Annotated in this window: 20 protein-coding genes and 1 pseudogene; 4 read left to right on the plus strand and 17 right to left on the minus strand. The window is 70.2% G+C overall.

The window, feature by feature from the left end; translation table 11 throughout:
* Positions 1 to 67: 67 nt before the first annotated feature.
* The 10 genes and pseudogenes from IBL25_RS08535 to IBL25_RS08580 all read right to left on the minus strand — a co-directional run.
* Positions 68 to 547, minus strand: a pseudogene (locus IBL25_RS08535) (transposase); the annotation flags it as partial.
* A 250-nt stretch (positions 548 to 797) separates the two neighbouring features.
* Positions 798 to 1,067: an MBL fold metallo-hydrolase gene (locus tag IBL25_RS08540; RefSeq protein WP_238940291.1), complete on the minus strand. Its 270-nt coding sequence runs from the start codon at positions 1,065 to 1,067 to the stop codon at positions 798 to 800.
* A complete protein-coding gene (locus IBL25_RS08545) occupies positions 1,048 to 2,568 on the minus strand; it encodes an AMP-binding protein (protein WP_187778133.1) in 1,521 nt (506 codons plus the stop codon). Before IBL25_RS08545 ends, IBL25_RS08540 begins: the two co-directional genes overlap by 20 nt.
* Positions 2,565 to 3,581, minus strand: a complete 1,017-nt coding sequence (locus tag IBL25_RS08550) for an NAD(P)H-dependent flavin oxidoreductase (RefSeq protein WP_187778134.1) — start codon at positions 3,579 to 3,581, stop codon at positions 2,565 to 2,567. Before IBL25_RS08550 ends, IBL25_RS08545 begins: the two co-directional genes overlap by 4 nt.
* Positions 3,582 to 3,592: 11 nt before the next feature.
* On the minus strand, positions 3,593 to 4,408 hold the full coding sequence (locus IBL25_RS08555) for an SDR family NAD(P)-dependent oxidoreductase (RefSeq protein ID WP_187778135.1): 816 nt from the start codon (positions 4,406 to 4,408) through the stop codon (positions 3,593 to 3,595).
* A gap of 9 nt (positions 4,409 to 4,417) precedes the next feature.
* Positions 4,418 to 5,212 (minus strand): enoyl-CoA hydratase/isomerase family protein, encoded by a 795-nt coding sequence (locus IBL25_RS08560; protein WP_187778136.1) that lies wholly within the window; start codon positions 5,210 to 5,212, stop codon positions 4,418 to 4,420.
* Positions 5,213 to 5,223: 11 nt separating this feature from the next.
* Positions 5,224 to 6,372 carry a thiolase family protein gene (locus IBL25_RS08565; RefSeq protein WP_187778137.1) on the minus strand — a complete coding sequence of 383 codons (1,149 nt, stop codon included), beginning with the start codon at positions 6,370 to 6,372 and terminating at the stop codon, positions 5,224 to 5,226.
* Positions 6,369 to 6,764: a Zn-ribbon domain-containing OB-fold protein gene (locus tag IBL25_RS08570; protein ID WP_187778138.1), complete on the minus strand. Its 396-nt coding sequence runs from the start codon at positions 6,762 to 6,764 to the stop codon at positions 6,369 to 6,371. Before IBL25_RS08570 ends, IBL25_RS08565 begins: the two co-directional genes overlap by 4 nt.
* A gap of 5 nt (positions 6,765 to 6,769) precedes the next feature.
* Positions 6,770 to 7,741 carry a Bug family tripartite tricarboxylate transporter substrate binding protein gene (locus tag IBL25_RS08575; RefSeq protein WP_187778139.1) on the minus strand — a complete coding sequence of 324 codons (972 nt, stop codon included), beginning with the start codon at positions 7,739 to 7,741 and terminating at the stop codon, positions 6,770 to 6,772.
* Entirely contained in the window at positions 7,738 to 8,697 is a 960-nt protein-coding gene (locus IBL25_RS08580; RefSeq protein ID WP_187778140.1) for a Bug family tripartite tricarboxylate transporter substrate binding protein, read from the minus strand. Before IBL25_RS08580 ends, IBL25_RS08575 begins: the two co-directional genes overlap by 4 nt.
* Before the next feature lie 172 nt (positions 8,698 to 8,869).
* Here IBL25_RS08580 and IBL25_RS08585 point away from each other — a divergent pair, with 172 nt between their 5' ends.
* Positions 8,870 to 9,520 (plus strand): TetR/AcrR family transcriptional regulator, encoded by a 651-nt coding sequence (locus IBL25_RS08585; RefSeq protein ID WP_187778141.1) that lies wholly within the window; start codon positions 8,870 to 8,872, stop codon positions 9,518 to 9,520.
* A 400-nt stretch (positions 9,521 to 9,920) separates the two neighbouring features.
* Here the strand turns inward: IBL25_RS08585 and IBL25_RS27530 are convergent, their stop codons facing one another.
* Positions 9,921 to 10,163 (minus strand): tripartite tricarboxylate transporter substrate-binding protein, encoded by a 243-nt coding sequence (locus tag IBL25_RS27530; RefSeq protein WP_187778142.1) that lies wholly within the window; start codon positions 10,161 to 10,163, stop codon positions 9,921 to 9,923.
* 307 nt (positions 10,164 to 10,470) lie between these two features.
* Between IBL25_RS27530 and IBL25_RS08595 the strand changes: the two genes are divergently transcribed.
* Positions 10,471 to 11,457, plus strand: a complete 987-nt coding sequence (locus IBL25_RS08595) for a Bug family tripartite tricarboxylate transporter substrate binding protein (protein ID WP_187778143.1) — start codon at positions 10,471 to 10,473, stop codon at positions 11,455 to 11,457.
* A gap of 19 nt (positions 11,458 to 11,476) precedes the next feature.
* On the opposite strand, the gene IBL25_RS08600 is transcribed toward IBL25_RS08595, so the two are convergent.
* From IBL25_RS08600 to IBL25_RS08610, 3 genes are all read right to left on the minus strand, one after another.
* On the minus strand, positions 11,477 to 12,472 hold the full coding sequence (locus IBL25_RS08600) for a Bug family tripartite tricarboxylate transporter substrate binding protein (protein WP_187778144.1): 996 nt from the start codon (positions 12,470 to 12,472) through the stop codon (positions 11,477 to 11,479).
* A 10-nt stretch (positions 12,473 to 12,482) separates the two neighbouring features.
* A complete protein-coding gene (locus IBL25_RS08605) occupies positions 12,483 to 13,418 on the minus strand; it encodes a Bug family tripartite tricarboxylate transporter substrate binding protein (RefSeq protein ID WP_202986723.1) in 936 nt (311 codons plus the stop codon).
* Positions 13,419 to 13,563: 145 nt separating this feature from the next.
* Positions 13,564 to 14,316 (minus strand): IclR family transcriptional regulator, encoded by a 753-nt coding sequence (locus IBL25_RS08610; protein WP_187778146.1) that lies wholly within the window; start codon positions 14,314 to 14,316, stop codon positions 13,564 to 13,566.
* Between the two features lie 258 nt (positions 14,317 to 14,574).
* Here IBL25_RS08610 and IBL25_RS08615 point away from each other — a divergent pair, with 258 nt between their 5' ends.
* Both IBL25_RS08615 and IBL25_RS08620 read left to right on the plus strand, forming a co-directional pair.
* A complete protein-coding gene (locus tag IBL25_RS08615) occupies positions 14,575 to 15,723 on the plus strand; it encodes an acyl-CoA dehydrogenase family protein (protein ID WP_187778147.1) in 1,149 nt (382 codons plus the stop codon).
* Positions 15,720 to 17,831: an acetate--CoA ligase family protein gene (locus tag IBL25_RS08620; protein WP_187778148.1), complete on the plus strand. Its 2,112-nt coding sequence runs from the start codon at positions 15,720 to 15,722 to the stop codon at positions 17,829 to 17,831. Before IBL25_RS08615 ends, IBL25_RS08620 begins: the two co-directional genes overlap by 4 nt.
* Before the next feature lie 72 nt (positions 17,832 to 17,903).
* Here IBL25_RS08620 and IBL25_RS08625 read toward each other — a convergent pair whose 3' ends face one another.
* Genes IBL25_RS08625 through IBL25_RS08635 form a run of 3 tightly spaced genes read right to left on the minus strand, consistent with a single transcriptional unit; the run spans position 17,904 to position 21,012 of the window.
* Positions 17,904 to 18,734, minus strand: coding sequence for an SDR family NAD(P)-dependent oxidoreductase (locus IBL25_RS08625; RefSeq protein WP_238940292.1), 831 nt, complete (start codon positions 18,732 to 18,734; stop codon positions 17,904 to 17,906).
* Entirely contained in the window at positions 18,731 to 19,804 is a 1,074-nt protein-coding gene (locus IBL25_RS08630) for a CaiB/BaiF CoA transferase family protein (protein WP_187778149.1), read from the minus strand. Before IBL25_RS08630 ends, IBL25_RS08625 begins: the two co-directional genes overlap by 4 nt.
* Positions 19,804 to 21,012, minus strand: a complete 1,209-nt coding sequence (locus IBL25_RS08635; RefSeq protein ID WP_367615580.1) for an iron-containing alcohol dehydrogenase — start codon at positions 21,010 to 21,012, stop codon at positions 19,804 to 19,806. The genes IBL25_RS08630 and IBL25_RS08635 overlap by 1 nt, the downstream gene beginning before the upstream one ends.
* Positions 21,013 to 21,031 lie beyond the last annotated feature (19 nt).

A 21,031-nucleotide genomic window follows, 5' to 3' on the forward strand; every position in this document is an offset into this window, starting at 1 on the left:
CGCTCTACGCCGGAGAGCGGAGAGCGGAGAGCGGAGAGCGGAGAGCGGAAGGTCCGGCGCTGAATGGCGCCAGGGTGTAGTTCTTGTCGCGTGTGTTGACCGCCTTGAACTTACTGTCATCCACCGCGACCACCGCATCGATGAACAGCCCAAGCCTGCGGCACAACGCTACGAACTGGCGGCAGGCAGCCTGGATCGCTGGACCGTTGTCGCGACGGAAGTCGGCGATCGTCTTGAAGTCAGGCGTCAGCCGACCGGTTAGCCACATCAACTCGAGATTGCGTCCTGCCTCGCGTTCTAGCCTGCGGCTCGACTGGAGGCGGTTCAGGTAGCCGTAGACATAGATCTTGAGCAGTGTTGCCGGATGATAGGCCGGGCGTCCGTTTGCCTCTGGCACCACGCCTGCAAAGCCGAGGGCGCGCAGGTCCAGTTCGTCAACGAACGCCTCGATCACCCGCACCGGATTGTCCGCCGCGACGAAGTCATTCAGGCATTCAGGAAGCAGCGTCGACTGCCGCCGGTCCTCGCCTTCGACGAAGCGCTTCATCATCGCCCCCTGGCACCCATGCCGAGAGGATAAGCCGCTCCGCGCTCTTTTCAAACAATCTCGGTGGACACCGGACCTGCTTGGCTTCTCGGGTTAGAGGGTCCAGTCGCTCCGTTGCAGGGCAACTCGGTAGCCGTCTGGATTCTCAAAAGTGGCGCCACTTTTCTGCGCGACGCATGATGGCTGCGGCCATCGGCTGACGCTTACCGTTGCGGGGGTATGAGGAGCGATGCGCCCCAATCCGCGCGGATCAGCCGGCGAGGCCGACGTGATCCGGATGGAAATGGGTGACCAGGACGCGCGTGACCGGCCGCCCCGCGAGGCCCTTCGCGAAGACGTGCCGCCAGACCTTCCGTGTTGCGTTGTCTCGAGGCCGGTATCCACGAGCAGCCAGCAATTCACATGGGAAGGCGGCCCGGGAAGCGGCATACGGACCCGCAGGATGCCGGGTGCAACCTCCACCGGCCTGCCGGGCGGGGGCGGACCCGAGCCCGCCATGGTCACGCGGGAGCACCGGCATAGGCCTCGCGCAGGCGGCGCTTGAACACCTTGCCCATGCTGTCTCGCGGCATGTCGTCCACCAGCCAGACTCGCCGCGGGACTTTGTAGCCCGCCAGGCGTTCCCGCAGGTAATCGCGGATCGCCTGCGCTGCGGGCGCGACGCCGGGGCGCGGCTGCACGGCCGCGACGAGGGCTTCCCCGTATTCCGGATCCGGCACGCCGAAGACGGCGCAGTCCAGCACGGCGGGATGGGTAATCAACGCGGCCTCTATCTCGGCGGGGTAGATGTTCACGCCGCCGGAGACCACCATGTCCCGCTTGCGGTCGGTGATGAAGAGGTAGCCCTCCTCGTTCAGATAGCCGACGTCGCCGTTGGTGATGTGGCCGTCCCGCTCCACCCGCGCCCGTTCCCCGGGCAGGTTGTGGTAGGTGAAGGGCAGGGCGTTCGGCCCGGAATCGACGTAGATCTCGCCGATCTCGCCAGGCGACAGGACCCGTCCTTCCTCGGATAGGATTCGGATGGAGGTGCCGGGTAAGGCGCGACCAACCGTGCCGGGGAAGCGCAGCCACTCCTCTGAGCGGGAGGCGGCGATGAGGCTGACTTCCGTGGAGCCGTAGGTCTCGGAGAGGATGGGCCCCCACCACGCGATCATGGCCCGCTTCACCTCCGGCGCGCAGGCGGAGCCGCCATGGGTGACGCCCTCCAGCGAGGACAGGTCGTAGCGGGCACGCACTGCCTCGGATAGCTTCAGCAGGCGCACGAGCATGACGGGCACGAGGGCGAGGTGCGTCAGCCGGTGGCTCTCGATCGCGCGCAGGAGCTCCTCCGCGTTGAAGCGCGGCATCACCACGATCAGCGCGGCCTGGGCCAGCGCCACGCGCGCGCTGGAGGCGGGGCCGGCGTGGTAGAGCGGGCCTACCACCGCGGTGCGCATGCCCTGCCGGGCACCGCCCACGAGGTTGCGGATGCGCCGGGCGGAATCGTGCTGCTCCGGCGTGCCGGGAAGGCGGCGCACACCCTTGGCGAGGCCCGTCGTGCCTGAGGTGTAGAGCATCATGCCGAGGGAGGGCGGGGTGGGTGCCGTCCAGGGCCGATGGGAGTCGCGCCAGCCCGGCCAATCCAGTGCACCGGGCGGGGCGGCGGGCGCTGCGCCGATCCCGTAGGCCTCGGCGATCTCGGGTGGCGTCGGCACGACGATCAGGGTGATGCCAGCCGGCACCGCGGCAGCGATCTGCGGCAGGAGGTCGGCGTGAACCACGAGCACGCGGGCCCCGCAATCCGTCAGGACGTGGGCGGCCTCGTCCGTGCGGAAGTGCCAGTTGATCGCCACCAGAGCCGCGCCGAGACGGTCCGCGGCGAGGATAACCTCGAGATAAGCGGGCTCGTTCCGCATCATCACGGCGATCCGGTCCCCCGGCGCGACGCCCAGCGCCGCCAGACCCGAGGCCGCCCGAGCGGCCCGGTCACGTAGGGCATCACCCTCGATCGTGGTGCCCCCGAAGACAATGGTTTGGCTCATGTGGGCACGGCGTCCATCGCGCCGAGGCGAGCGAGGCGCCCGCGGGCTGCCACAGCCTCGGCCATCAGGGTGTCGATGATCGTCTCCATCGGCTCGACCGCCCCCGTAAAGGCGGCGGCGGGGCCGCAGGAGAGCATGCCGCGCTCCACCTCGCCGTCACGGTAGGCATGGTCGCGGGATCTCGTGCCGCCGACGAGGTCAGCGAACTCCTCGTAGCCGCGGGCGCCGGCAGCCTCCCGCCGGAGCACCTCGCGCGCCGTCTCGTTCTCCAGCACGCGCCAGGCGCCCATGGGGTGGTTGCCGGAGAAGGTGAGGACGGAGGATTCCTGCTCCGCCGCCACGATCCGCTCCTTGTAGGCGGAGTGGGCCCAGACCTCCTCGGCGGCGAGCAGGCGGGAGCCGAGCAGCACGCCCTCCGCTCCTGCGGCCAGCGCCGCCAGAATGCTGTCCCCGGTTCCAATGCCGCCGCCGATCACCAGCGGCACGCTGAGGCTGCGCGCGGCCAGGGGGGCGACGACGAAGGAGGAAAGCTCCGCATTCCCCGGATGGCCGCCCGCCTCGCGCCCGATGACGGTGATGGCATCCGCCCCCGCGCGCTCCGCATTCAGCGCGTGGCGCAGCAGCGGGCATTTGTGGATGGCGATGCCGCCGGCGGCGTGGATGCGGTGGATCAGGTCCCCCGGGGCGCGGCCCACCGTCTCGAAGTGGCGGACGCCGGCCCTCAGGGAGAGGTCCAGCCACTCGTCCAGGTGCAGGTTGTGGTTCTCGACCCGGGAGACGTTGAGGTTCACGCCGAAAGGCATTCCCTCGCACAGCTCGCGGCAGCGCACCAGTTCCCGCGCAAAGGCGCCGGGACCGGGGAAGGAGCGCGGGGTGAGGAAGGCCATGCCACCCGCCCGCACGATGGAGGCGACGTAGCGCGCATCCGACAGCCACATCAGCCCGCCGCCCAGGATGGGATGGCGGATGCCGAACAGTTCCGTGATGCGCGTGCGGAAGACGGGTTCGTGCATGACCGTGCTCCTCAGGGCATCGCGTAGCCACCGCTCGCGCCGACATGCTGGCCGGTGACGAAGGCCGCGCGGTCGGAGGCGAGGAAGGTGACAATCCCGCTGACATCCTCCGGGCGGGAGAGGCGGCCGAGGCCCTTGGCGGAAGGATAGGCGTTCAGCATCTTCGCCAGGCGCTCGTTGTTCTCCGGCGTGGCGTCGGCACTTGTCGCCTGCCCCGGCGCGATCCCCTCATGCGAGACGGCGCCGAGGACGACAACATTGGCGGTGACGCGGTCCCGCCCGTGCTCCTTCGCCAGCGCCTTGGTCAGGCCGATGATGGCGGCCTTGGCGCCGGAATAAGCGGCCAGCCGCGCCTCTCCTACGCGCCCGGCCTCGGAGGCGATGGAGATGATGCGGCCCCATTTCTGGCCAACCATGTCGGGCAGCACGGCACGGCAGCAGTACATGGTGCCGTAGACGTTCAGCTCCACGGTCTGGTGCATCTCGCGGTCGGGCGTCTCGATAAAGGTAGGCGGCATGCCGCCCTTGGCGCGGCGCTCCGGCGTGACGCCGGCGTTGTTCACCAGGATGGTAATGGGGCCGAGAGCATCGCGCCCCTTTGCTACCAGCGCGTTCACGGAATCGGCCTTGGTGATATCGCCGGGGGAGGCCACCGCGTCGCCGCCCGCGTCGCGGATCTCCTGCGCCACGGCCTCGGCGCGCTCAGGGAAGAGGTCGTTGACGACCACTTTCACCCCCTCCGCCGCAAGCTCCTTGCAGATGGCCCGGCCGACGCCCTGGCCACCGCCGGTGACGAGCGCGACCTTGCCCTTGAGGTTCAGTTCCATGATGTCCCCTCAGCGCCCGACATAAACGGGCTTGCGTTTCTCGACGAAGGCGCGGAATCCCTCGCGCCGGTCCTCGCTGTCGGTCAGCATGCCGGCGGCATAGCGCTCGAACTCGAAGCCTGCATCGATCCCGCCTCCCAGCCCCGCATTCACCGCGCGCTTGGCGAAGGCGACGGCAAGCGGTGGCATTTCCGCGATCTTGCGCGCCGTCTCCATGGCGGCGCTGAGCACGTCGCTCGCCACCACCTTGCTCACCAGCCCGATGGAAAGCGCCTTCTCCGCCGTCATGTGCTCGGCAGTGAACAGCAGTTCCTTCGCCATGCTGGCGCCCACTGCGCGCGGCAGGGTCTGCGTGCCACCGGCGCCGGGGATGGCGCCCAGCCGCACCTCTGGCAGGCCCATTTTCGCGTGGGCGACGGCGTATCGGATGTCGGCGGTCAGGGCCAATTCCAGTCCGCCGCCCAGCGCCACGCCGTTGATCGCGGCGATCAGCGGGCGCTCGAACTCCATCACGCCTCGGATGAGTTGGTGCGTGGCCTTCTGCGCCATGAAGTATTCCGGGCCGGTGCGGCGCAGCTCCGCCCGCTCCTTGATGTCGGCGCCGGCGCAGAAGGCGCGATCGCCCGCGCCGGTGAGGATGGCGCAGCGCAGCCCTGCATCCTCCTTCGCCAGCCGGAAGAAGGCAGTTGCAAGATCCTCCTTCATCGTGCCGCCGATGGAGTTCATCCGGTCCGGCCGGTTGAGGGTGATCACGGCCACGCCATCCGCTGATTCGTAGATCAGCGTTTCCAGTTCCTCGCGCATCCGCATCTCCCTCAGTCCCGCTGCAGAACGTGGCCGACGGCCACGGAGCCCAGCCCGATCATATGCGCCAGCGCCGTGCGCGCGCCGGGGTGCTGCCGCCCTTCCGCCTCGCCACGGAGCTGCCGGACGATCTCCGCGATCTGTCCAGCGCCGGTCGGCCCTATGGGATGCCCCATGCCGAGCAGGCCGCCCGAGGGATTCACCGCACAGCCCCCGCCGCCGATGTCCCACTTGCCCTCGCGCAGCTGCGCCGCGCCCTCGCCGAGGGGGCACAGGCCCAACGCCTCGGCATAGACGATCTCCTCGATCGTAAAGGCATCGTGCAGTTCGATGATGTCGATCTCCTCCATGCCCAGCCCTGCCGCGGCCAAGGCGGAGAGGCCCGAGCGCTGCACCATCTCCACGAGGCTCCAGCCCTCGTCGGCCACGGCGTGCTCGGATGAGGAGACGGAGGAGAGCACGCGGATGGCACGCCCGCGGTCCAGCCCGTGCTTCCGGATTGCCTCCTCGCTCGCCACGATCACCGCCGCCGCGCCCTCGCCGCGCGGGGTGCATTGCAAGGACGTGAGGTCGCCCGCCACAGGGTTGCTGTTCAGCACCTGCTCCAGCGTGCGCGGCTTGCGGAACTGGGCGTAGGGGTTGCGCGCGGCGTTTCCGTGATTCTTCACGGCCACGCGCGCCAGGTCCTCCCGCGTCAGGCCGTACTTGTCGCGCCAGGCGCGGGCCATCAGGGCGAACTTCACGGCCGGGATCTCGGCGGCGGGCGTCAGGCGGGGGATGCCATCCTTATGCGCTGCACGCTGGCCGCTGCCGAACTTGTCCACGCCGAGCGCCAGCGCGATCTCATGCTGGCCGCTGGCGACCATCAGGCAGGCCATGCGGAAGGCGGTGGAGCCGGAGGCGGAGGCGTTCTCCACCTGCATCACCTCCAGCCCCGTGGAGCCGATGTGGCGCAGCATCACGCGCCCTGCCGCCATGCCGATGGCGCCCGTGCCGATGGCGGCGAAGGTCACGTCCGGCCATTGCAGCCCGGCATCCGCCAGCGCCTGCCGCAGCGCGGTCAGGCCGAGGGCGAGGTAGGGGGTTTCCGTCGGAAACTGGTAGGGGTGCATCCCGATGCCGACGGCGCGCACGGGGCGCATGGAGGCGAGCCCGCTCATGACGCCACCCGGAAGCGGCAGGCGAGCACAGGCCCGCCCTCCCGCTCCTCCGGCACCAGGACCGCCTGCACCCTCGTGCCTGGCGCGGGCTCCTCGGTGCCTTCGAGGACGCCGTCCAGCACGACGCCCTCCTCCAGCCGCAGCCGGGCGACGAGCAGCGGCACTTTCATGCCGGGGGAGAGCGGCTGGTGGATGGTGACGCAGATGATTACCTCCCCCCGCCCGCTCAGCTCCACGGGTTCCGCCATCTCGGCCGGCGTGCCGCTCCCGCCGATGCCGTGAGGCGTGCGCGGGAAGGCGAGAGTGCCCGTGGCGGGATCGCGCAGCGCCAGCAGCACGGCGCCGTCTCCTGCGCCCGATGGGGCGTAGAGGGTGGGGTCGCGAAGATCCAATGCACCTACTCCAGTCGGATGCCGGCGCGGCGGATCACCTCCGCCGCGCGCTGCCGCTCTGCGGCGAGATGGGCGGCGAAGTCCTCCGGCCCGGCCCAGTAGGCCTGGCTGCCCAGGTCCTTCATCCGCGCGGTGAAGACCGGCCCCTGCACCGCGCCCCGCAGCGTGCCGGACAGGCGCGCGACGACCGGGGCGGGCAGGCGGGCAGGGCCGACGAGGCCGAGCCAGGTGGTGATCGCCACGCCCGGCACGATGTCCTTCAGCAGCGGGACCGCCGGCATCTCCTGGAAGGGCTCGGCGCCGGTCTGGGCCAGTGCGCGCAGCACGCCGTTGCGGATGTGCGGGGTGGTGGTGGAGACGCTGTCGATCATGAAGTCCACGCCACCCGCGATCAGGTCGGTGATGGCGGGGCCGCTGCCGCGGTAGGGGACGTGGATGATGTCCAGCCCACCATAGGCCTTCAGCATCTCTCCCGCGATGTGCATGGAGCTGCCGACGCCCGCCGAGGCGTAGTTCATCTTTCCAGGCCTGGCACGGGCCGCGTCGATCAACGCGCGGGCGTCTCGGTAGGGGGAATTCGCGGGCACCACGAGAACGAGCGGGCTGCTGGTGGTCTGCCCGATTGCGGTCACGTCCCGCGCAGCGTCGAAGCTGAACTTCGGGTCCAGCAGCGGGTTCACGATGAGCTGTCCGGGGCTGGCGAGCATCAGTGTATACCCGTCCGGCTCCGCGTGAGTGAGCAGGTCGGTTGCCACGTTGCCGCCGCCGCCGGAGCGGTTCTCCACCACTACGGGCTGGCCGAGCGCCTCGCCCAGAAGGGGCTGCAGCAGGCGGGCCGCGATATCGGTGGCGCCCCCTGGCGAGAAGCCGACCAGCAGCTTGATCGGGCGCGCCGGGAAGCCCTGAGCGTGCAGCGGGCGTGGGGCGAAGGGTGCCAGCGCCGCGGCGGCGAGGAGGTGGCGTCGGGAGGCCTTCATTGCGGGCGGATCCCGGCCAACTCCACGCCGCGCGCGGCGCGGGTGCGCTCCTCGGCGAAGAAGGTCTTGAAGGCGTCAGGCCCGAGATAGGCCGGGCCGTTGCCCACGACGCGTAACCGCGCCGCCGTCTCCGGCTCCTCCAGTGTCTCGCGCGTGGCATCGTCCAGGCGGTGCAGCAGCGGGTCCGGTAGGTTGGCGGGCGCGACGATCGCGGTCCAGCTTTGCACCACCACCTCCGGGTAGCGGTCGGAAAGCCGGGGGAGGTCGGGATAGGCGAGGTCCGGCAGCAAGCCCCCGTTCGCGATGACCCGGACCACGCCGGATTGCAACTGCGGCAGAAGTGGCCCGCGGCTGTCGAAAAGGAAGTCGATCTCCCCGGCGGCCAGGGCGTTGATGGCGGCCGCGCTGCCGCGATAAGGCACGTGGGTCGCCTTGGCGCCGATGGCGTTGAGGAAGACCTCCGCCCCGATATGCATGGCGAAGCCGATGCCGGGGGAACCGTAGTTCGAGGCGTCGCCCTTTCGCCTCAGGTGGGCAATCAGCCCGTCCACATCCGTCACACCGGTCGAAGCAGGCACGGCGAGGAGGAAGCCGCCGGCGGTGGTGCGGGAGACCAGCCGGATGTCGCGCACGGGATCGAAGGGCAGGTCGCGGTACAGGTAGGGGTTCAGCGTCATGATGCCGCCCGAGATGGCCATGATCGTGTGGCCGTCCGGGGCGGCACGCGCCAGGAACTCGGCGGCGATGTTGCCGCCCGCGCCGGGACGGTTGTCCACCACCACGGGCTGCCCGAGCCGCCGTGCCAGGCCCGGCTGCACGATGCGCGCGATCAGGTCGGTGATGCTGCCCGGCGAGGAGCCGCAGACCATGCGGAGCGGCTGCGTCTGCGCGCCGGCCGGCCACGCTGCCAGGAACGGGGGCGCGAGAGCCAGGGCCGCGCGCCGCGGGATGGACATGGACGATCCTCCGTCAATCCGCCGCGTTGGCCGCCGCTGGACCTCGAAACTCAATCAGTGACTTCATGGTATTAAAAGTGACTTCAGAGTCAACTCAAATGACGTGGTTGAAGGTCCGGCTTGCGCTGGCCGCCCAGTGCGGCCATCACGTGTCACGAAGCGGGATGGGGAAATGACTCGGACGACAAGCGTGAAGAGGCCAGCGCGCTGGGCGGATGCCGTCCCGCCGCGTGAGGCGCAGTTCGAGACGAAGCGCCGCGCCCTGGTGCGCGAGGCCGCTCGCGCCTTCGGCCGCCGGGGCTTCCACAACACCTCGCTGGAGGAGATCGCGGAAGCGCTGGGCGTCACCAAGCCCGCGCTCTACCGCTACGTCCGCACCAAGCACGAAATCCTCTACGAGGCGAAGACCATCGCCTTCGACGCGGGCGCGGAAGCGCGGAAAGCCGCCTTCGCCGCCAGCGAGGACCCGCTGGAGCGCCTCCGGCTCTACATCGTGCACTACATCAACCTGGTGACGAGCGAGCTCGGTTCCTATGCTGTGTTGGCGGAGCCGGTGACCTCCCTGCCGCCTGAATACGCCGATCCCATCCGCGGGCGCATGCGCGAGGCGGACCGGGCGCTGCGTGACATGGTGCAGGCGGCGATGGATGCCGGTTCGATCGCACCAGGCGACCCGAAGCTGATGGTCGCCTTCTTCATGGGCGCGATCAACCACATCGCCCGCTGGTACACGCCCGACGGGCCACTGACCGGCTTGCAGATCGGGGAGATCTTCGCCGGCTACGTGCTGAACGGGCTGCGCGGGTCGGCCGGGGCGGGCTAAGCGACGCCCGCCTCGGAGCGGCTGCGCGACGGAGCGCCGCACGATTTTCGCCCAGCGCGGCAACTCACCCTGGATGAAGACGGCGAAGCACTCGTGGCTCAGCCCCGCCAGGAAGCAGTTGCTGTCGTTCTCGGCGTGCCTGAAAAGCTCGGCTTCCTCCATGACGGTGCTGCAGGCCGTGGCAAGCCTCTCCACGACCTCCGGCGGAGCACCGGCAGGCAGGACACCCCCGACCAGGAAGCGAGGCCGGCACCGGGCATCCCGGCCTGTGACGACGAGCGGACGCATCCGGCCGCCCTCGATGTAGCCGTGGGTCGCGACCGCGTAGTTGAACATGACGCCGGTGTTGCCGGCGATCAGGCCCGTGATGGCCGGGCCGCTGCCGGGATGGGGACATGGGTCATCTCAATACTCGCCACCGTCTGGAACAGGACGGTGGCGAGGTGTGTGCCGGTCCGACGCCCGCCGTACCGTAGAGAAGCGTGTAGCCATCGGGCATGGCGCGGGCTCCCACCTTGGTGCCGGCTGTTCCGCCCGCGCCGGGCCGATTGTCGATGGTCACCGCCCGCCCCAGCCCGGCCTCGAGCCTGCGTGCGAAAAGGCGGGACTGGATGTCGGTGATTTCCGCGGAGGTGAAGGGCACGATTCAGGTGAGGGGGCGGTTCGGATAACCCCCCTGGGCCGGGCGCGGCGCGCACCTGGGGCTGTCAGCCCGAAGCCCGTGGCTCTGCGGGTCGTATGCATGGCGTCACTCCCTGAACCTCTTTTGTGACTATACCGACCCTAAGGTCAAAGATCTGATATCAAAACGGAACGTCCTTTCGGGGGCCTGATATAGTGATCATCGCGGGAGGCAGATCAGGACTTGACTTCAAAGTAACATTATTGACTATCGGGTCGAAAAGAAGGCGACGGCCCGCGAAGGTGCTGGCCGGCACGGAGGAACTGTCATGATCCGAACCCGCCGGGGCTTGCTGGCCCTCGGGGCCGCGGCACCTTTCGCCGCACGGGCGCAGCCCGCGCCGCCGCCGCCGCCGGGCTACCCGTCCAAGCCTGTCCGGCTGCTGATCGGCTTCGCACCCGGCGGCGCGACCGACATCGCGGCCCGGCTCGCGGCCCCGATCTTATCGGAGTTGCTGGGCCAGCAGGTCGTGCTCGAGAACCGCTCGGGTGCCGGCGGCAACGTGGCCACCGAGATGACGGCACGCGCCCCGGCGGATGGCTACACGCTGCTGATGCTCACCCCCGGCCAAGTCGTCACCAACCCCCTGATGATGCGCGTGCCCTACGACCCTGAGCGGGACATCACCGCCATCGCGCGGATGACGGCCGGGCAGCTGGTCATGGTGGTGCCGAAGGAATCCCCCTTCCGTGACGTGCGCGAGCTGCTGGAAGCCGCGCGGGCGCGGTCCCGCACCACCCCCTTGTCCTACGGCACACCGGGGCCGGGCACGTCCCAGCACATCGTCATGGAGATGCTGAAGAAGGAGGGCGGATTCGAAGCGACGCATGTGCCCTATCGCGGTAGCGGCCCGGCCATCGTGGACCTGATCGGCGGCAAGATCGACTTCATGATCGACAGCGTCAGCCCCACCCTGCCGCATGTCCGCACCGGGTCGCTGCGCGCGGTCGCGGTGACGGGGGAGCGGCCGCACCCGGATTTCCCGGAAGCCGCCACGCTGAACAGCGTGGTGCCCGGCGTGGTCATGACCACCTGGGTTGGGCTGGGCGGCCCGCCGGACATGCCGCCAGCCATGGTGTCCTACCTGACGGATGTGGTCAGGCGCGCCGTGGACCACCCGGGCTTCTCAGAGCGCATCAAAGACCTCGGCGGCCAATCCGCCTGGCTGGGGCCGCGGGATTTCACCGCCGCGCTCTCAGCGGAGCGGACCAGCATCGGCGCGGTGATCCGAAGCGCCGACATCCGCATGGAGTGAGGGCGGGACGCGCGGCCCCTCAGAGGGGCTGCGCGCCGGAGCGGCGGACGATCTCCCCCCAGCGCTCCATCTCGGCCGTAACGAAGCGGGCGAAGGCCTCGCCGTTCAGCTCCTCCATGGGGCGGCTGCCATTGCCCTCGCCGAAGGCGCGCATTTCCGGGTCGCGGATCACGGCCGCAGCGGCGTTCGAAAGGCGCTCCACCACGGACGCGGGCGCGCCCGCTGGCATGAACAGACCCGACCAAGTGGAGGACCAGGCGTCAGGCAGCCCGACCTCGGCCACCGTCGGCACGGCGGGCAGCGCGGGGATGCGCGCCCGCGCAGTGACGGCGAGCGGGCGCATGCGGCCTTCGGCGATGGGATTCCGCGTGGTGGCCACGTAGTCGAACATCACGTCCACGTTGCCGGCCATAAGGTCGGTCAGCGCGGGCGCGGCGCCGGTGTAGGCGACATGCGTCATCTCGATCCCGGCGATGGATTCGAACAATACGGCGGTGAGGTGCGTGGAGGTGCCGACGCCGGCGTGGGCGAGATTGACCCGGCCAGGATTGGCGCGGGCGAAGCGGATGAACTCCTCCGCAGTGCGATAGGGGCGCAAAGGGTTGGCGACGAGCACGTTGGAAGACTCGAACAACCCCTGCAGCGGCGTGAAGCTGCGCACGGGGTGGTAGCCCAGTCGCCGATACAGGGCGGGGGCGCCGGACATGGCGGCATTGGTGCCGTAGAGGACCGTGTAGCCGTCCGGCGCGGCGCGCGCGGCGTACTCCGTGCCCAGCGTGCCGCCGGCACCGGGCCGGTTCTCGATCACCACGGGCTGGCCAAGCTGCTGGCCGAGCTTGCGTGAGGCGAGGCGAGAGGTGGAATCCGTCACCCCGGCCGCGTTGAAGGGAACGATCCAGGTGACGGCGCGGGAGGGATAGGGCGCGGTTTCCTGCGCCGCCGCGCCGCCAGGCCGGGCGCCCTCCCCCGTGAGGACGAGGCTGCTGAGGGCAAGGGCGCGACGGCTGATCGGCATGGCGGCCCCCTCAGCTCGGCTGCGCGCCGGAGCGGCGGACGATCTCCGCCCAGCGCGGAATCTCCGCCTCGATGAAACGGGCGAAGCTGTCGCGGTTCAGCTCCACCATGGGCCGGCTGCCGTTCGATTCGGCGATGTGGCGGATTTCAGGGTCGCGGATCGTCACGGCGGCCTCGGCGGCGAGCTTCTCCACCGCCTCGGGCGGGGAGCCGGCGGGGAGGAGGATGCCGGACCAGGCGGCGGAGGCGGCGTCCGGCACGCCGATCTCCGTCACGGTGGGTACCTCCGGCAAGGCCGGGATCCTGTTTTTAGCCGTGACCAGCAGCGGGCGCAGGCGGTTGCCCTCGATATGGTCCCGCGTGGCGACGGCGTAGTCGAACATGATGTCCAGCGTGCCCGCGATCAGGTCCGTCAAGGCCGGGCCGCTGCCGGGATAGGGCACGTGCGTCATCTCGATGCCCGCCACGGTCTGGAAGAGCACGGCGGCCAGATGCGTGCCGGTGCCCACGCCGGAGCTGCCGAAGTTCACCTTGCCTGGGTTGGCCTTGGCATAGGCGATCAGCTCCTGCGCCGTGCGGTAGGGGCGGGAGGGGTGCACCACCAGCACGTTCGGCGTCTCGAACATGGCTTGGATGGGGATGAAGCTGCGCAGGGGATCGTAGGGCAGGCGCCGGAACAGGGCAGGCGCTGTGGCGAGGGTGCCCTGGGTTCCATACATCATCGTGTAGCCATCGGGCGCTGCACGCGCGCCCATCTCGGTCCCCAGCGTGCCGCCGGCGCCGGGGCGATTGTCGATGATAACGGTCTGGCCGAGCTGCGCACCGATCTTGCGAGCGAAAAGACGGGAGTTGACGTCCGTGATCCCCGCCGGGGTGAAGGGCACGATCCAGGTGAGGGACCGGCTGGGATAGCCGCCCTGCGCCGCCTCGCCCCTGGTGCTTCCCATGGTACCGAGGGCCGTCATCCCCAAGCTGAGGACCCGTCTGGTAATCCGCATCCTTTCCTCCCGCATCCGGCTTTATGCCGTGACCTCCGAGTCATCGGAGTGACCTTCAGGATACCGAAGGGGGTGGAGGAATCAACGCGCGTCTTCAGCCCCTGGGCGGTTCAGGAGCAAAGAGAAGGGGGCGCACCTCCTCCAGCGCGGCGCGGTAACTCTCCCGGCTGGCCTCCAGCCGGGTGGTGGGGCCGGCGAGGGAGATGGCCAGGGGCTCGCCCCCGACCAGCCCGGCGATGGCGATGGCGGCCACCCCTTCTCCCGCCTCCCCGGCCACCCAGGCCCAGCCGCGCGCCCGCACCTCCTCCACCGCCACTTCCAGCTGGTCGGGGTCGGTGATGGCGGCGGGGCCGAGCTGGCGGAGCGGCCGGGCGCGGATGGCGCGGCGCATCTCCTCCACCGGCATCAGCGCGAGCAGCGCCTTGCCAAGCGCAGAGGCATGCATGGCCAAACGCTCGCCCGGGCGCAGCATGTAGCGCAGGGGGTGGCTGCCCTCCTGGATGGCGATGACCTGCACACGCGCGCCGTCCGGCCTGCCGCAGATGGCTGTCTCGCCGGTGCGCTCGCTCAGCGCCGCGATGGCGTCCGCGGCGAAGGCGGCGATCGGGTCCCGCTCCGCCGACTGGCGGGCCACGTCCAGCAGGCGGCGCGTGGGATAGAAGCGGCGCGAGCGGACGGTGCGGAGCAGGTATCCCGCTTCGTGCAGCGTGTGCAGCAGGTCCGAGGTGCTGCTCTCCGGCAGGCCGATGAGGCGGGCGATCTCGGCGTTGGAGAGGTCGCGCTGTTCACGGGCGAAGACCTCGAAGACGGCGAGGGTGCGCAAGGTCGCCGGGACGGTGGTCGGCATGGGCGCTCCAGGAAGGGTCCAATGGGCCTGCCGTAGAGGAGCCGTTGCGGGCTTTCCAGAGCGGGATGGCACGAACCGGCAGTGACCTTTGAGACATATTGTTGACTCAAAAGTCACTTTCTCTACCATCCCTTCACCAGAGATGGACGCCAGGGTGGAGAACGCCCGGCAATGGGAAGGAAGCAGGCATGGCGCGTCTCACGACGGGGCATCACCGATCGCAGAACCCGGGTGCGGCGCGTCGGCCTGGAGGCCACCATGGCCGTTGACCTCACCCCCGAGCAGGAGCTGCTGCGCGACAACGTGCGCCGCTTCATGGAGCGCCGCGTCGCGCCCGTGATCAACGAGCACGAGGCGTCAAAGACCTTCCCCTTCGAGATCCTGGGGGAGCTGGCCGAGTTCGGCTATCTCGGTGGCCGCCTGCCGGAGGCGGATGGCGGGTTCGGGCTGGACTACGTCACCTGGGGGATGCTGCTGGAGCAGAGCGGCTACTACTGGATGTCGCTTCGCACGCTCGTGAACATCACCAACGGCGCCATCAACCGGCTGCACGCCTATGGCACGCCGGAACAGCACGAGCGTTTCCTCAGGCCGCTGCTGGAGAATCGCCGGCGCGCCTGCTTCGGGCTGACCGAGCCGGATACCGGATCGAACGCCGCCGGCGTCCAGGCGCGCGCCGACCGCAGGGGTGACACCTACGTCCTCAACGGGCGGAAGATGTGGATCACCAACGGTGCCAGTGCCGACTTCGCCATCATCATCGCCCGCACCTTCAGCCCGGACTGCGACGGCGGCCTCTCCGCCTTCATCGTGGAGCGGGAGGCGGCGCACTACGACGTGCGGCCGCTGGACACGATGGTGCTGCGCTGCACTGGCACCGCGGAACTCGGCTTCAACGATGTGGTAATCCCGCGGGAGAACCTGCTGGGCGAGGAGGGTGGGGCCTTCCGCAACGTCCTGAAGGGGCTGAACGCCGCGCGGGTGAACATCGCCATGGGAGCGGTCGGCGCGGCCCAGGCCGCGCTGGACCTCTCCGTGGAGTACGCGAAGACGCGCAAGCAATTCGGCAAGCCGATCGGGAGCTTCCAGCTGATCCAGAAGCACATCGTGGACATGACCATCCGCACGGAGGCCGCACGCGCCCTGGCCTACAACGCCGCCACTGCGCTGGACCGCGGGCGTGACGCCCGCACGGAATGCTCCATCGCCAAGCTCTACGCCACGGAAGCCGCGCATGAGGTCGCGAACATGGCGCTGCAGGTACATGGCGGGATGGGCTACTCCACCGAATACCCCATCGAGCGCATCTTCCGCGACACGCGCGGCGGCATGATCCCGGAAGGGACGACGGAGATCCAGACGCTCATCGCCGGGCGCGAGATCCTCGGGCTCTCGGCGCTGACATGAGCGGCTTCTCCGACCTCGCCCCGCTCTTCGACCCGCGCTCCGTCGTGCTGGTCGGGGCCTCCGAGCGCGCCGCCAGCGTCGGCGGGCGAACGCTCGCCAACATCGTGGACCACTCGGATTTCCGCGGCACGCTGCACCTGGTGAACGCGACGCGGCCGGAGGTGCGCGGCCTGGCCTGCCACCGGCGGGTCGCGGACCTGCCCTCCGCCCCGGAGCTGGCCGTCATCGCCGTGCCGGCCGCCGGGGTGATGGAGGCGCTGCGCGAGTGCGCGGCGATCGGCGTGAAGATCTGCGTGATCCTCACCTCCGGCTTCGGCGAGACCGGGGAAGAGGGTCGCGCGGTCGAGACGGAGATGAAGGCGCTGGCGCAGTCCACGGGGATGCGCCTCTACGGGCCGAACTGCCCAGGCGTGACGAACATCAACAAGCGGCTCGGCTTCACCTTCTCCCCCGCCTTCAAGGACGATCTACGCCCCGGCCCGATTGGCCTGGCTACCCAGGGCGGTGGCCTCGGGCGGAACCTGATGCAGGCGATGGAGCGCGGCGCGGGCTTTGCCCTGTGGTGTTCCACTGGCAACGAGGTGGACCTGCAGGTCGCGGACTTCATCCACTACATGGCCGGCGCGCCGGATGTGCAGGTGATCGGCACCATCTTGGAGGGGATCAAGGACGGGCCGCGCTTCCTGGCGGCGGCGCGGGCGGCGGCGGAGGCCGGAAAGCCGGTCGTGGCCCTGAAGGTCGGCCGCTCGGAGTACGGGATGAAGGCGGCGGCGTCGCACACCGCCTCGCTCACCGGCTCCGCCGAGGTGAACAGCGCCGCCTTCCGCCAGATGGGCATCATCGAGGTGGACGACGTGGACGAGCTGGTGGATGTCGCCTCCCTGCTCGCGCGTGGGCGGCCGCAGCGCGGCGCGCGGATCGCCGTGTTTGGTTCCTCGGGAGGGGCCTGTGCACTGGCGGCGGACATGGTGGGGCAGGCCGGCATCGTGCTGGCCGGGTTCGCGCCGGAAACCACCGCGACGCTGGCGGAAAAGCTTCCCTCCTTCGCCGCGCTCGGCAATCCCGTGGACACGACCACCGTCACCCTGACCAACCCGTCCGTGATCGAGGAGACGCTGGCCGCGGTGGCGAATGACCCGGCCGTATCGCTGGTGATGCTGCCGATGCCGCTCGATTACGGGCCCGTCTCGCTCACCGTGGCGGAGCGGATGGCGGCGGCGCAGCGGCTCTCGCCCGTGCCGCTCGTTCCGGTCTGGATGAGCGAGCGGACGGGCGCGGCCTACCGGCACTTCGCGGAAGCGGAGATGGTGCCGATCCGCAGCCTTCGCAACGCCGCCAAGGCCTTCCGCCGCTTCATCGACCGCGGCGAATGGGAGCCGGGTGCGATGCCGCGAGGCATGGGCGCCGGGCCGCCGGGACCCACCCGGACGCTGTCGGAGGCGGAGGGCAAGGCGATGCTGCGCTCGTCCGGCCTCGTGGTGCCGGAGGGAAGGATTGCCCGCTCGGACACCGAGGCGGTGGAGATCGCGGCAGAACTGGGCTTCCCGGTTGCGGTGAAGATCGCCAGCGCCGACATCCTGCATAAATCCGACATCGGTGGCGTGGTGCTCGGGCTGCGGACGGCCGAGGCGGTGCGCGCGGCCTTCGAGGCCGTCAGAGAAGCGGCGCGCAGGCACGAGCCGGCGGCCCGCATCGACGGCGCGCTGGTGGAGCGCATGGCGCCTTCCGGCGGGCAGGAGATCCTGCTCTCCGTCTCGCGTGACCCGGTGTTGGGCCAGGTGATGACCTGCGGCCTGGGCGGCATCCATGTGGAACTGCTGCGCGACGTGTCCCGCCGCCTTCTGCCCGTGGATGCTGCCGAGGCCGGGCGGATGCTGCGGGAGTTGCGCGGCTTCCCGCTGCTGCAGGGCCTGCGCGGCGCGGCGCCCTGCGACCTGGAGGCGCTCTGTGCGGCGATGGCGGCGGTTTCCGCCCTGGTGGAGGCGCGGCCAGAGGGGATCGAGGAGATCGAGATCAACCCGCTGCGCGTCGGCGCCGCGGGCGAAGGCGCCTGGGTGCTGGATACGGTGGTGACGCTGCGTGAGAAAGATGCAGGCCCATGCGGATGAAAGCCGCCATTCTGCACGAGGTGGGGAGCGTGCTCCGCCAGATCCTGCGGCCGGATCTTTGAAGCCTGGCTGCTATCTTCGCCGGTCCGGCAGGTCGAGCGAGGTGGTGGCGGTGGCACCGGCATCCACCGGCAGGATCACCCCCGTGACCCAGCGCGCGTGGCCGGAGGCGAGGTAGAGCACCGCCGCCCCGCAATCCCACCCCGAGCCCTCCGTCCGCAGCAGGGATCGGTTGCGGCGGGCCTCGCGCATCTCCTCCGTCATGCCGCCGGCATAGACCATGGGGGTGTGGAGCATGCCCGGGCAGACGCAGTTCACCCGGATGCCGTCCCGCGCGTGGTGCACGGCCATGGCGCGGGTCATGTTCACCACCGCCCCCTTGGAGGTGGGATAGAGCAGGTTCGGCGTCCCGCCGCGCAGCCCGGCGACGGAGGCGATGTTGACGATCGCGCCGCCGCCCTGCCGCACCATCTCCGGGATGCTGAACTTCGCCATCAGCATCATGGAGGTGACGTTCACCAGCAGGCCGTGGTTCCACTCCTCGAGGTCGGTCTCCACCGCCGTGCCCCTGGCGCCGCCGATGCCCACATTGTTCACCAGCACGTCCACCCGGCCGAAGCGCGTCACCGCGGCATCGACAATGGCGCGGCATTCCCCAGGCCGGGTGACGTCGGCCTGCACCACCAGGGATTCGCCGCCCTCGGCCGCGATCATCTCCGCCGTGCGCCCGGCCCAGCTCCGCTCGCGGTCCACCAGCACCACCCGCGCGCCCGCCTCGGCAAGGAGGATGGCCGAGGCGCGGCCATTGCCGATCCCCTCGGCCTGCGATCCCGCGCCGGTGACGATGGCGACCTTGCCCTCCAGCGCCCGTGCGATGCGCGGCGGCATAGAGGCTCCACTCATGGCCGCACCTCCGCCTGCCCGCCCAGCGGCGGTGCCTCGCCCAGCGGGGCCATGCCCTCCAGCCGGACGGGAAATCGCGCGAGCGGGCCCAGGGCCGTCCTCTCCATGGCGCCGCGCGCGACGAGATGCGGAAAGCCGGCCAGCTCGCCGGGGGCCAGCACCGGCGCTGCCGGCACGTCGGCGGCCAGCAGGCGCTCCAGCAGGGCCTCGCTCTCCTCCTCGGCGCAGCGGGCGGCGATGGTGGCGTTGATCTCTTCGGTCTCCGGCACGCGCTGCGCCATGCTGGCATGGGCCGGGGTGTCGAAGGGGGCCAGCGGCATCGCCGCGACCAGCCGCGCCCAGAAGTGGTCTTCCAGCGCTGCGATGCTGAGGGCGCGTCCGTCGCGGCAGGGAAAGGCGCCGTAGGCGGGGCGCGATCCGGCGATGCCGCGCTGCGCCTCCAGCGTCTCCGCCCCCGATCCGGCAAAGCGGCCCAGGCGCGGGTTCATCCAGTGCAGCGCGCATTCCGTCAACGCCACGTCGAGGTGCTGTCCGCGCCCGGTGACGCCGCGCTGCACCAGCGCCGCCAGCACCGCCGCCAGCCCGTAGACCGAGCCGCAGAGATCGGCCACCGGCACGCCGGCGCTGCCGCCCGAGATGGCCTTGATGCCGGCGACGGAAAGGTAGTTCAGGTCGTGGCCTGGCACCGCCGCGTAGGGCCCGTCCTGCCCGTAGCCGCTGAGGGAGGCGTAGATCAGGCGCGGGTTCAGCGCCGCCAGCTCCGCGTAGCCCAGGCCGAGGCGCGCCATCACGCCGGGGCGGAAGCTCTCCACCAGCACGTCGTGCTCCGAGGCAAGCGCCAGCGCCCTCTCGCGCCCCTCCGGCCGCTTCAGGTCGATCAGCACGCTGCCCTTGCCGCGGTTCACCGCGCCGAAGACGCCGGGCGACATGCGCCGGACCGGGTCGCCCGCGGGCGGGCGCTCCACCTTCAGCACCGTCGCGCCCAGCTCGGCCAGGCAGCCCGTGAGAAAGGGTCCCGGCAATAACTCGGAGAAGTCGAGGACGCGAAGGCCGTGCAGGGGGCCGGGCATCAGACCATCTCCTCGTACAGGGCGGATGCGGCGGCCGCGTCCAGGGGACGCGCATTGCCGTGGGTGGCGGCACTCAGCTGCGCCTGGCGGGCCAGCTCCGGGATCATCGAGGGCTGCACGCCGAGGGCGCCCAGGCGGGAGGGCATGCCGAAGCGGTCCCGCAGCCCGGTGAGATGCGCCATCAGTCGCTCCGCCGCTGTCATGTCCGGTTCACCCTCCGCCGCCACGCCGATCATCCGCGCGATCCTGGCGTAGCGCCCACCCGCCGCGGGAAGGTTGAAGCGCATGACATGCGGGCAGATGACCGCGAGCGAATCGGCATGGGTGCAGTCCGTCAGGGACTCCACGGGGGTGGAAAGGCCGTGGATGGCATCCACCCCCTTCAGCGTGATGCCATGGCCGGCGAGATAGCTCGCCAGCATCATCGCGGAGCGCGCTTCGATATCCCGTCCATCCTCCACCGCGCGCGGGAGGTGCGCGGCGGCGAGGCGCATGGCCTCCGCCCCCACCATCTCCCCGATCGGATGCGGGCGGTTGGAGGTGAGCACGCCCAGCGCGTGCATCAGCACGTCGAAGCCGGTGGCCGCCGTGGCGCGCGGGGGCAGGGAGACGACCAGCTCGGGATCCAGGATGGTGAGGGCGGGGCGGAGATGCTCGCTGCGCAGCACCAGCTTGCGCCTCGGGGTCTTCAGCACCGCGCCGAGCGTTGTCTCGCTGCCCGTCCCGGAGGTGGTGGGGACGGCGACGAAGCGCAGCGGCTCGCATGGACTCTCCTGGATGCCCTCGTCGAACAGGCTGTCCAGCGAGCGGCCGGTGAAGCGGCGGAGGCAGGCACCTTTCACCGCATCGATGGTGCTGCCGCCGCCGAGCGCCACGATGGCGTCGCAGCCCTCGGCCTCCCACAAGGCCAGGATCGCTTCTACCTCCGCCTCGCGCGGGTTGGGGCTCACGCCGGTGTCGATGGCGACGTGCAGGCCCACGGCGCGCAGCAGCCCGGCCACGCGTTCCACCAGCCCTGCCGCTGCAACTCCGGCATCGGAGGCCAGCAGCACGCGGTTAGCGCCGAGCGCGCGCATCCTCTTGCCAATCGCTGCGATGGCGCCGGGGCCGAAATTTGCCTGATGTGGCCAAGTTATGTCGACAGCCGCGATGTCCCGTTCGGCCATACGATTCCTCCGTGCAGGGTTTGCATGCTTGCCCCGCTGCATTGCTACGATATGCTGTAGA

It is taken from the genome of Pseudoroseomonas ludipueritiae (assembly GCF_014490445.1).
Lineage (GTDB): Bacteria > Pseudomonadota > Alphaproteobacteria > Acetobacterales > Acetobacteraceae > Pseudoroseomonas > Pseudoroseomonas ludipueritiae.

Excerpts from the sequence above, each read along its gene's own strand:
- IBL25_RS08620 (WP_187778148.1), top strand. The coding sequence starts at position 15,720 with ATGAGCGGCTTCTCCGACCTCGCCCCGCTCTTCGACCCGCGCTCCGTC.
- IBL25_RS08565 (WP_187778137.1), bottom strand. The coding sequence starts at position 6,372 with ATGAGCGGGCTCGCCTCCATGCGCCCCGTGCGCGCCGTCGGCATCGGG.
- IBL25_RS08585 (WP_187778141.1), top strand. The coding sequence starts at position 8,870 with ATGACTCGGACGACAAGCGTGAAGAGGCCAGCGCGCTGGGCGGATGCC.
- IBL25_RS08605 (WP_202986723.1), bottom strand. The coding sequence starts at position 13,418 with ATGGGAAGCACCAGGGGCGAGGCGGCGCAGGGCGGCTATCCCAGCCGG.
- IBL25_RS08580 (WP_187778140.1), bottom strand. The coding sequence starts at position 8,697 with ATGTCCATCCCGCGGCGCGCGGCCCTGGCTCTCGCGCCCCCGTTCCTG.
- IBL25_RS08550 (WP_187778134.1), bottom strand. The coding sequence starts at position 3,581 with ATGCACGAACCCGTCTTCCGCACGCGCATCACGGAACTGTTCGGCATC.
- IBL25_RS08545 (WP_187778133.1), bottom strand. The coding sequence starts at position 2,568 with ATGAGCCAAACCATTGTCTTCGGGGGCACCACGATCGAGGGTGATGCC.
- IBL25_RS08630 (WP_187778149.1), bottom strand. The coding sequence starts at position 19,804 with ATGCCCGGCCCCCTGCACGGCCTTCGCGTCCTCGACTTCTCCGAGTTA.
- IBL25_RS08625 (WP_238940292.1), bottom strand. The coding sequence starts at position 18,734 with ATGAGTGGAGCCTCTATGCCGCCGCGCATCGCACGGGCGCTGGAGGGC.
- IBL25_RS08600 (WP_187778144.1), bottom strand. The coding sequence starts at position 12,472 with ATGCCGATCAGCCGTCGCGCCCTTGCCCTCAGCAGCCTCGTCCTCACG.
- IBL25_RS08575 (WP_187778139.1), bottom strand. The coding sequence starts at position 7,741 with ATGAAGGCCTCCCGACGCCACCTCCTCGCCGCCGCGGCGCTGGCACCC.
- IBL25_RS08615 (WP_187778147.1), top strand. The coding sequence starts at position 14,575 with ATGGCCGTTGACCTCACCCCCGAGCAGGAGCTGCTGCGCGACAACGTG.
- IBL25_RS08610 (WP_187778146.1), bottom strand. The coding sequence starts at position 14,316 with ATGCCGACCACCGTCCCGGCGACCTTGCGCACCCTCGCCGTCTTCGAG.
- IBL25_RS08595 (WP_187778143.1), top strand. The coding sequence starts at position 10,471 with ATGATCCGAACCCGCCGGGGCTTGCTGGCCCTCGGGGCCGCGGCACCT.
- IBL25_RS08635 (WP_367615580.1), bottom strand. The coding sequence starts at position 21,012 with ATGCAGCGGGGCAAGCATGCAAACCCTGCACGGAGGAATCGTATGGCC.
- IBL25_RS08540 (WP_238940291.1), bottom strand. The coding sequence starts at position 1,067 with ATGCCGGTGCTCCCGCGTGACCATGGCGGGCTCGGGTCCGCCCCCGCC.
- IBL25_RS08555 (WP_187778135.1), bottom strand. The coding sequence starts at position 4,408 with ATGGAACTGAACCTCAAGGGCAAGGTCGCGCTCGTCACCGGCGGTGGC.
- IBL25_RS08560 (WP_187778136.1), bottom strand. The coding sequence starts at position 5,212 with ATGCGCGAGGAACTGGAAACGCTGATCTACGAATCAGCGGATGGCGTG.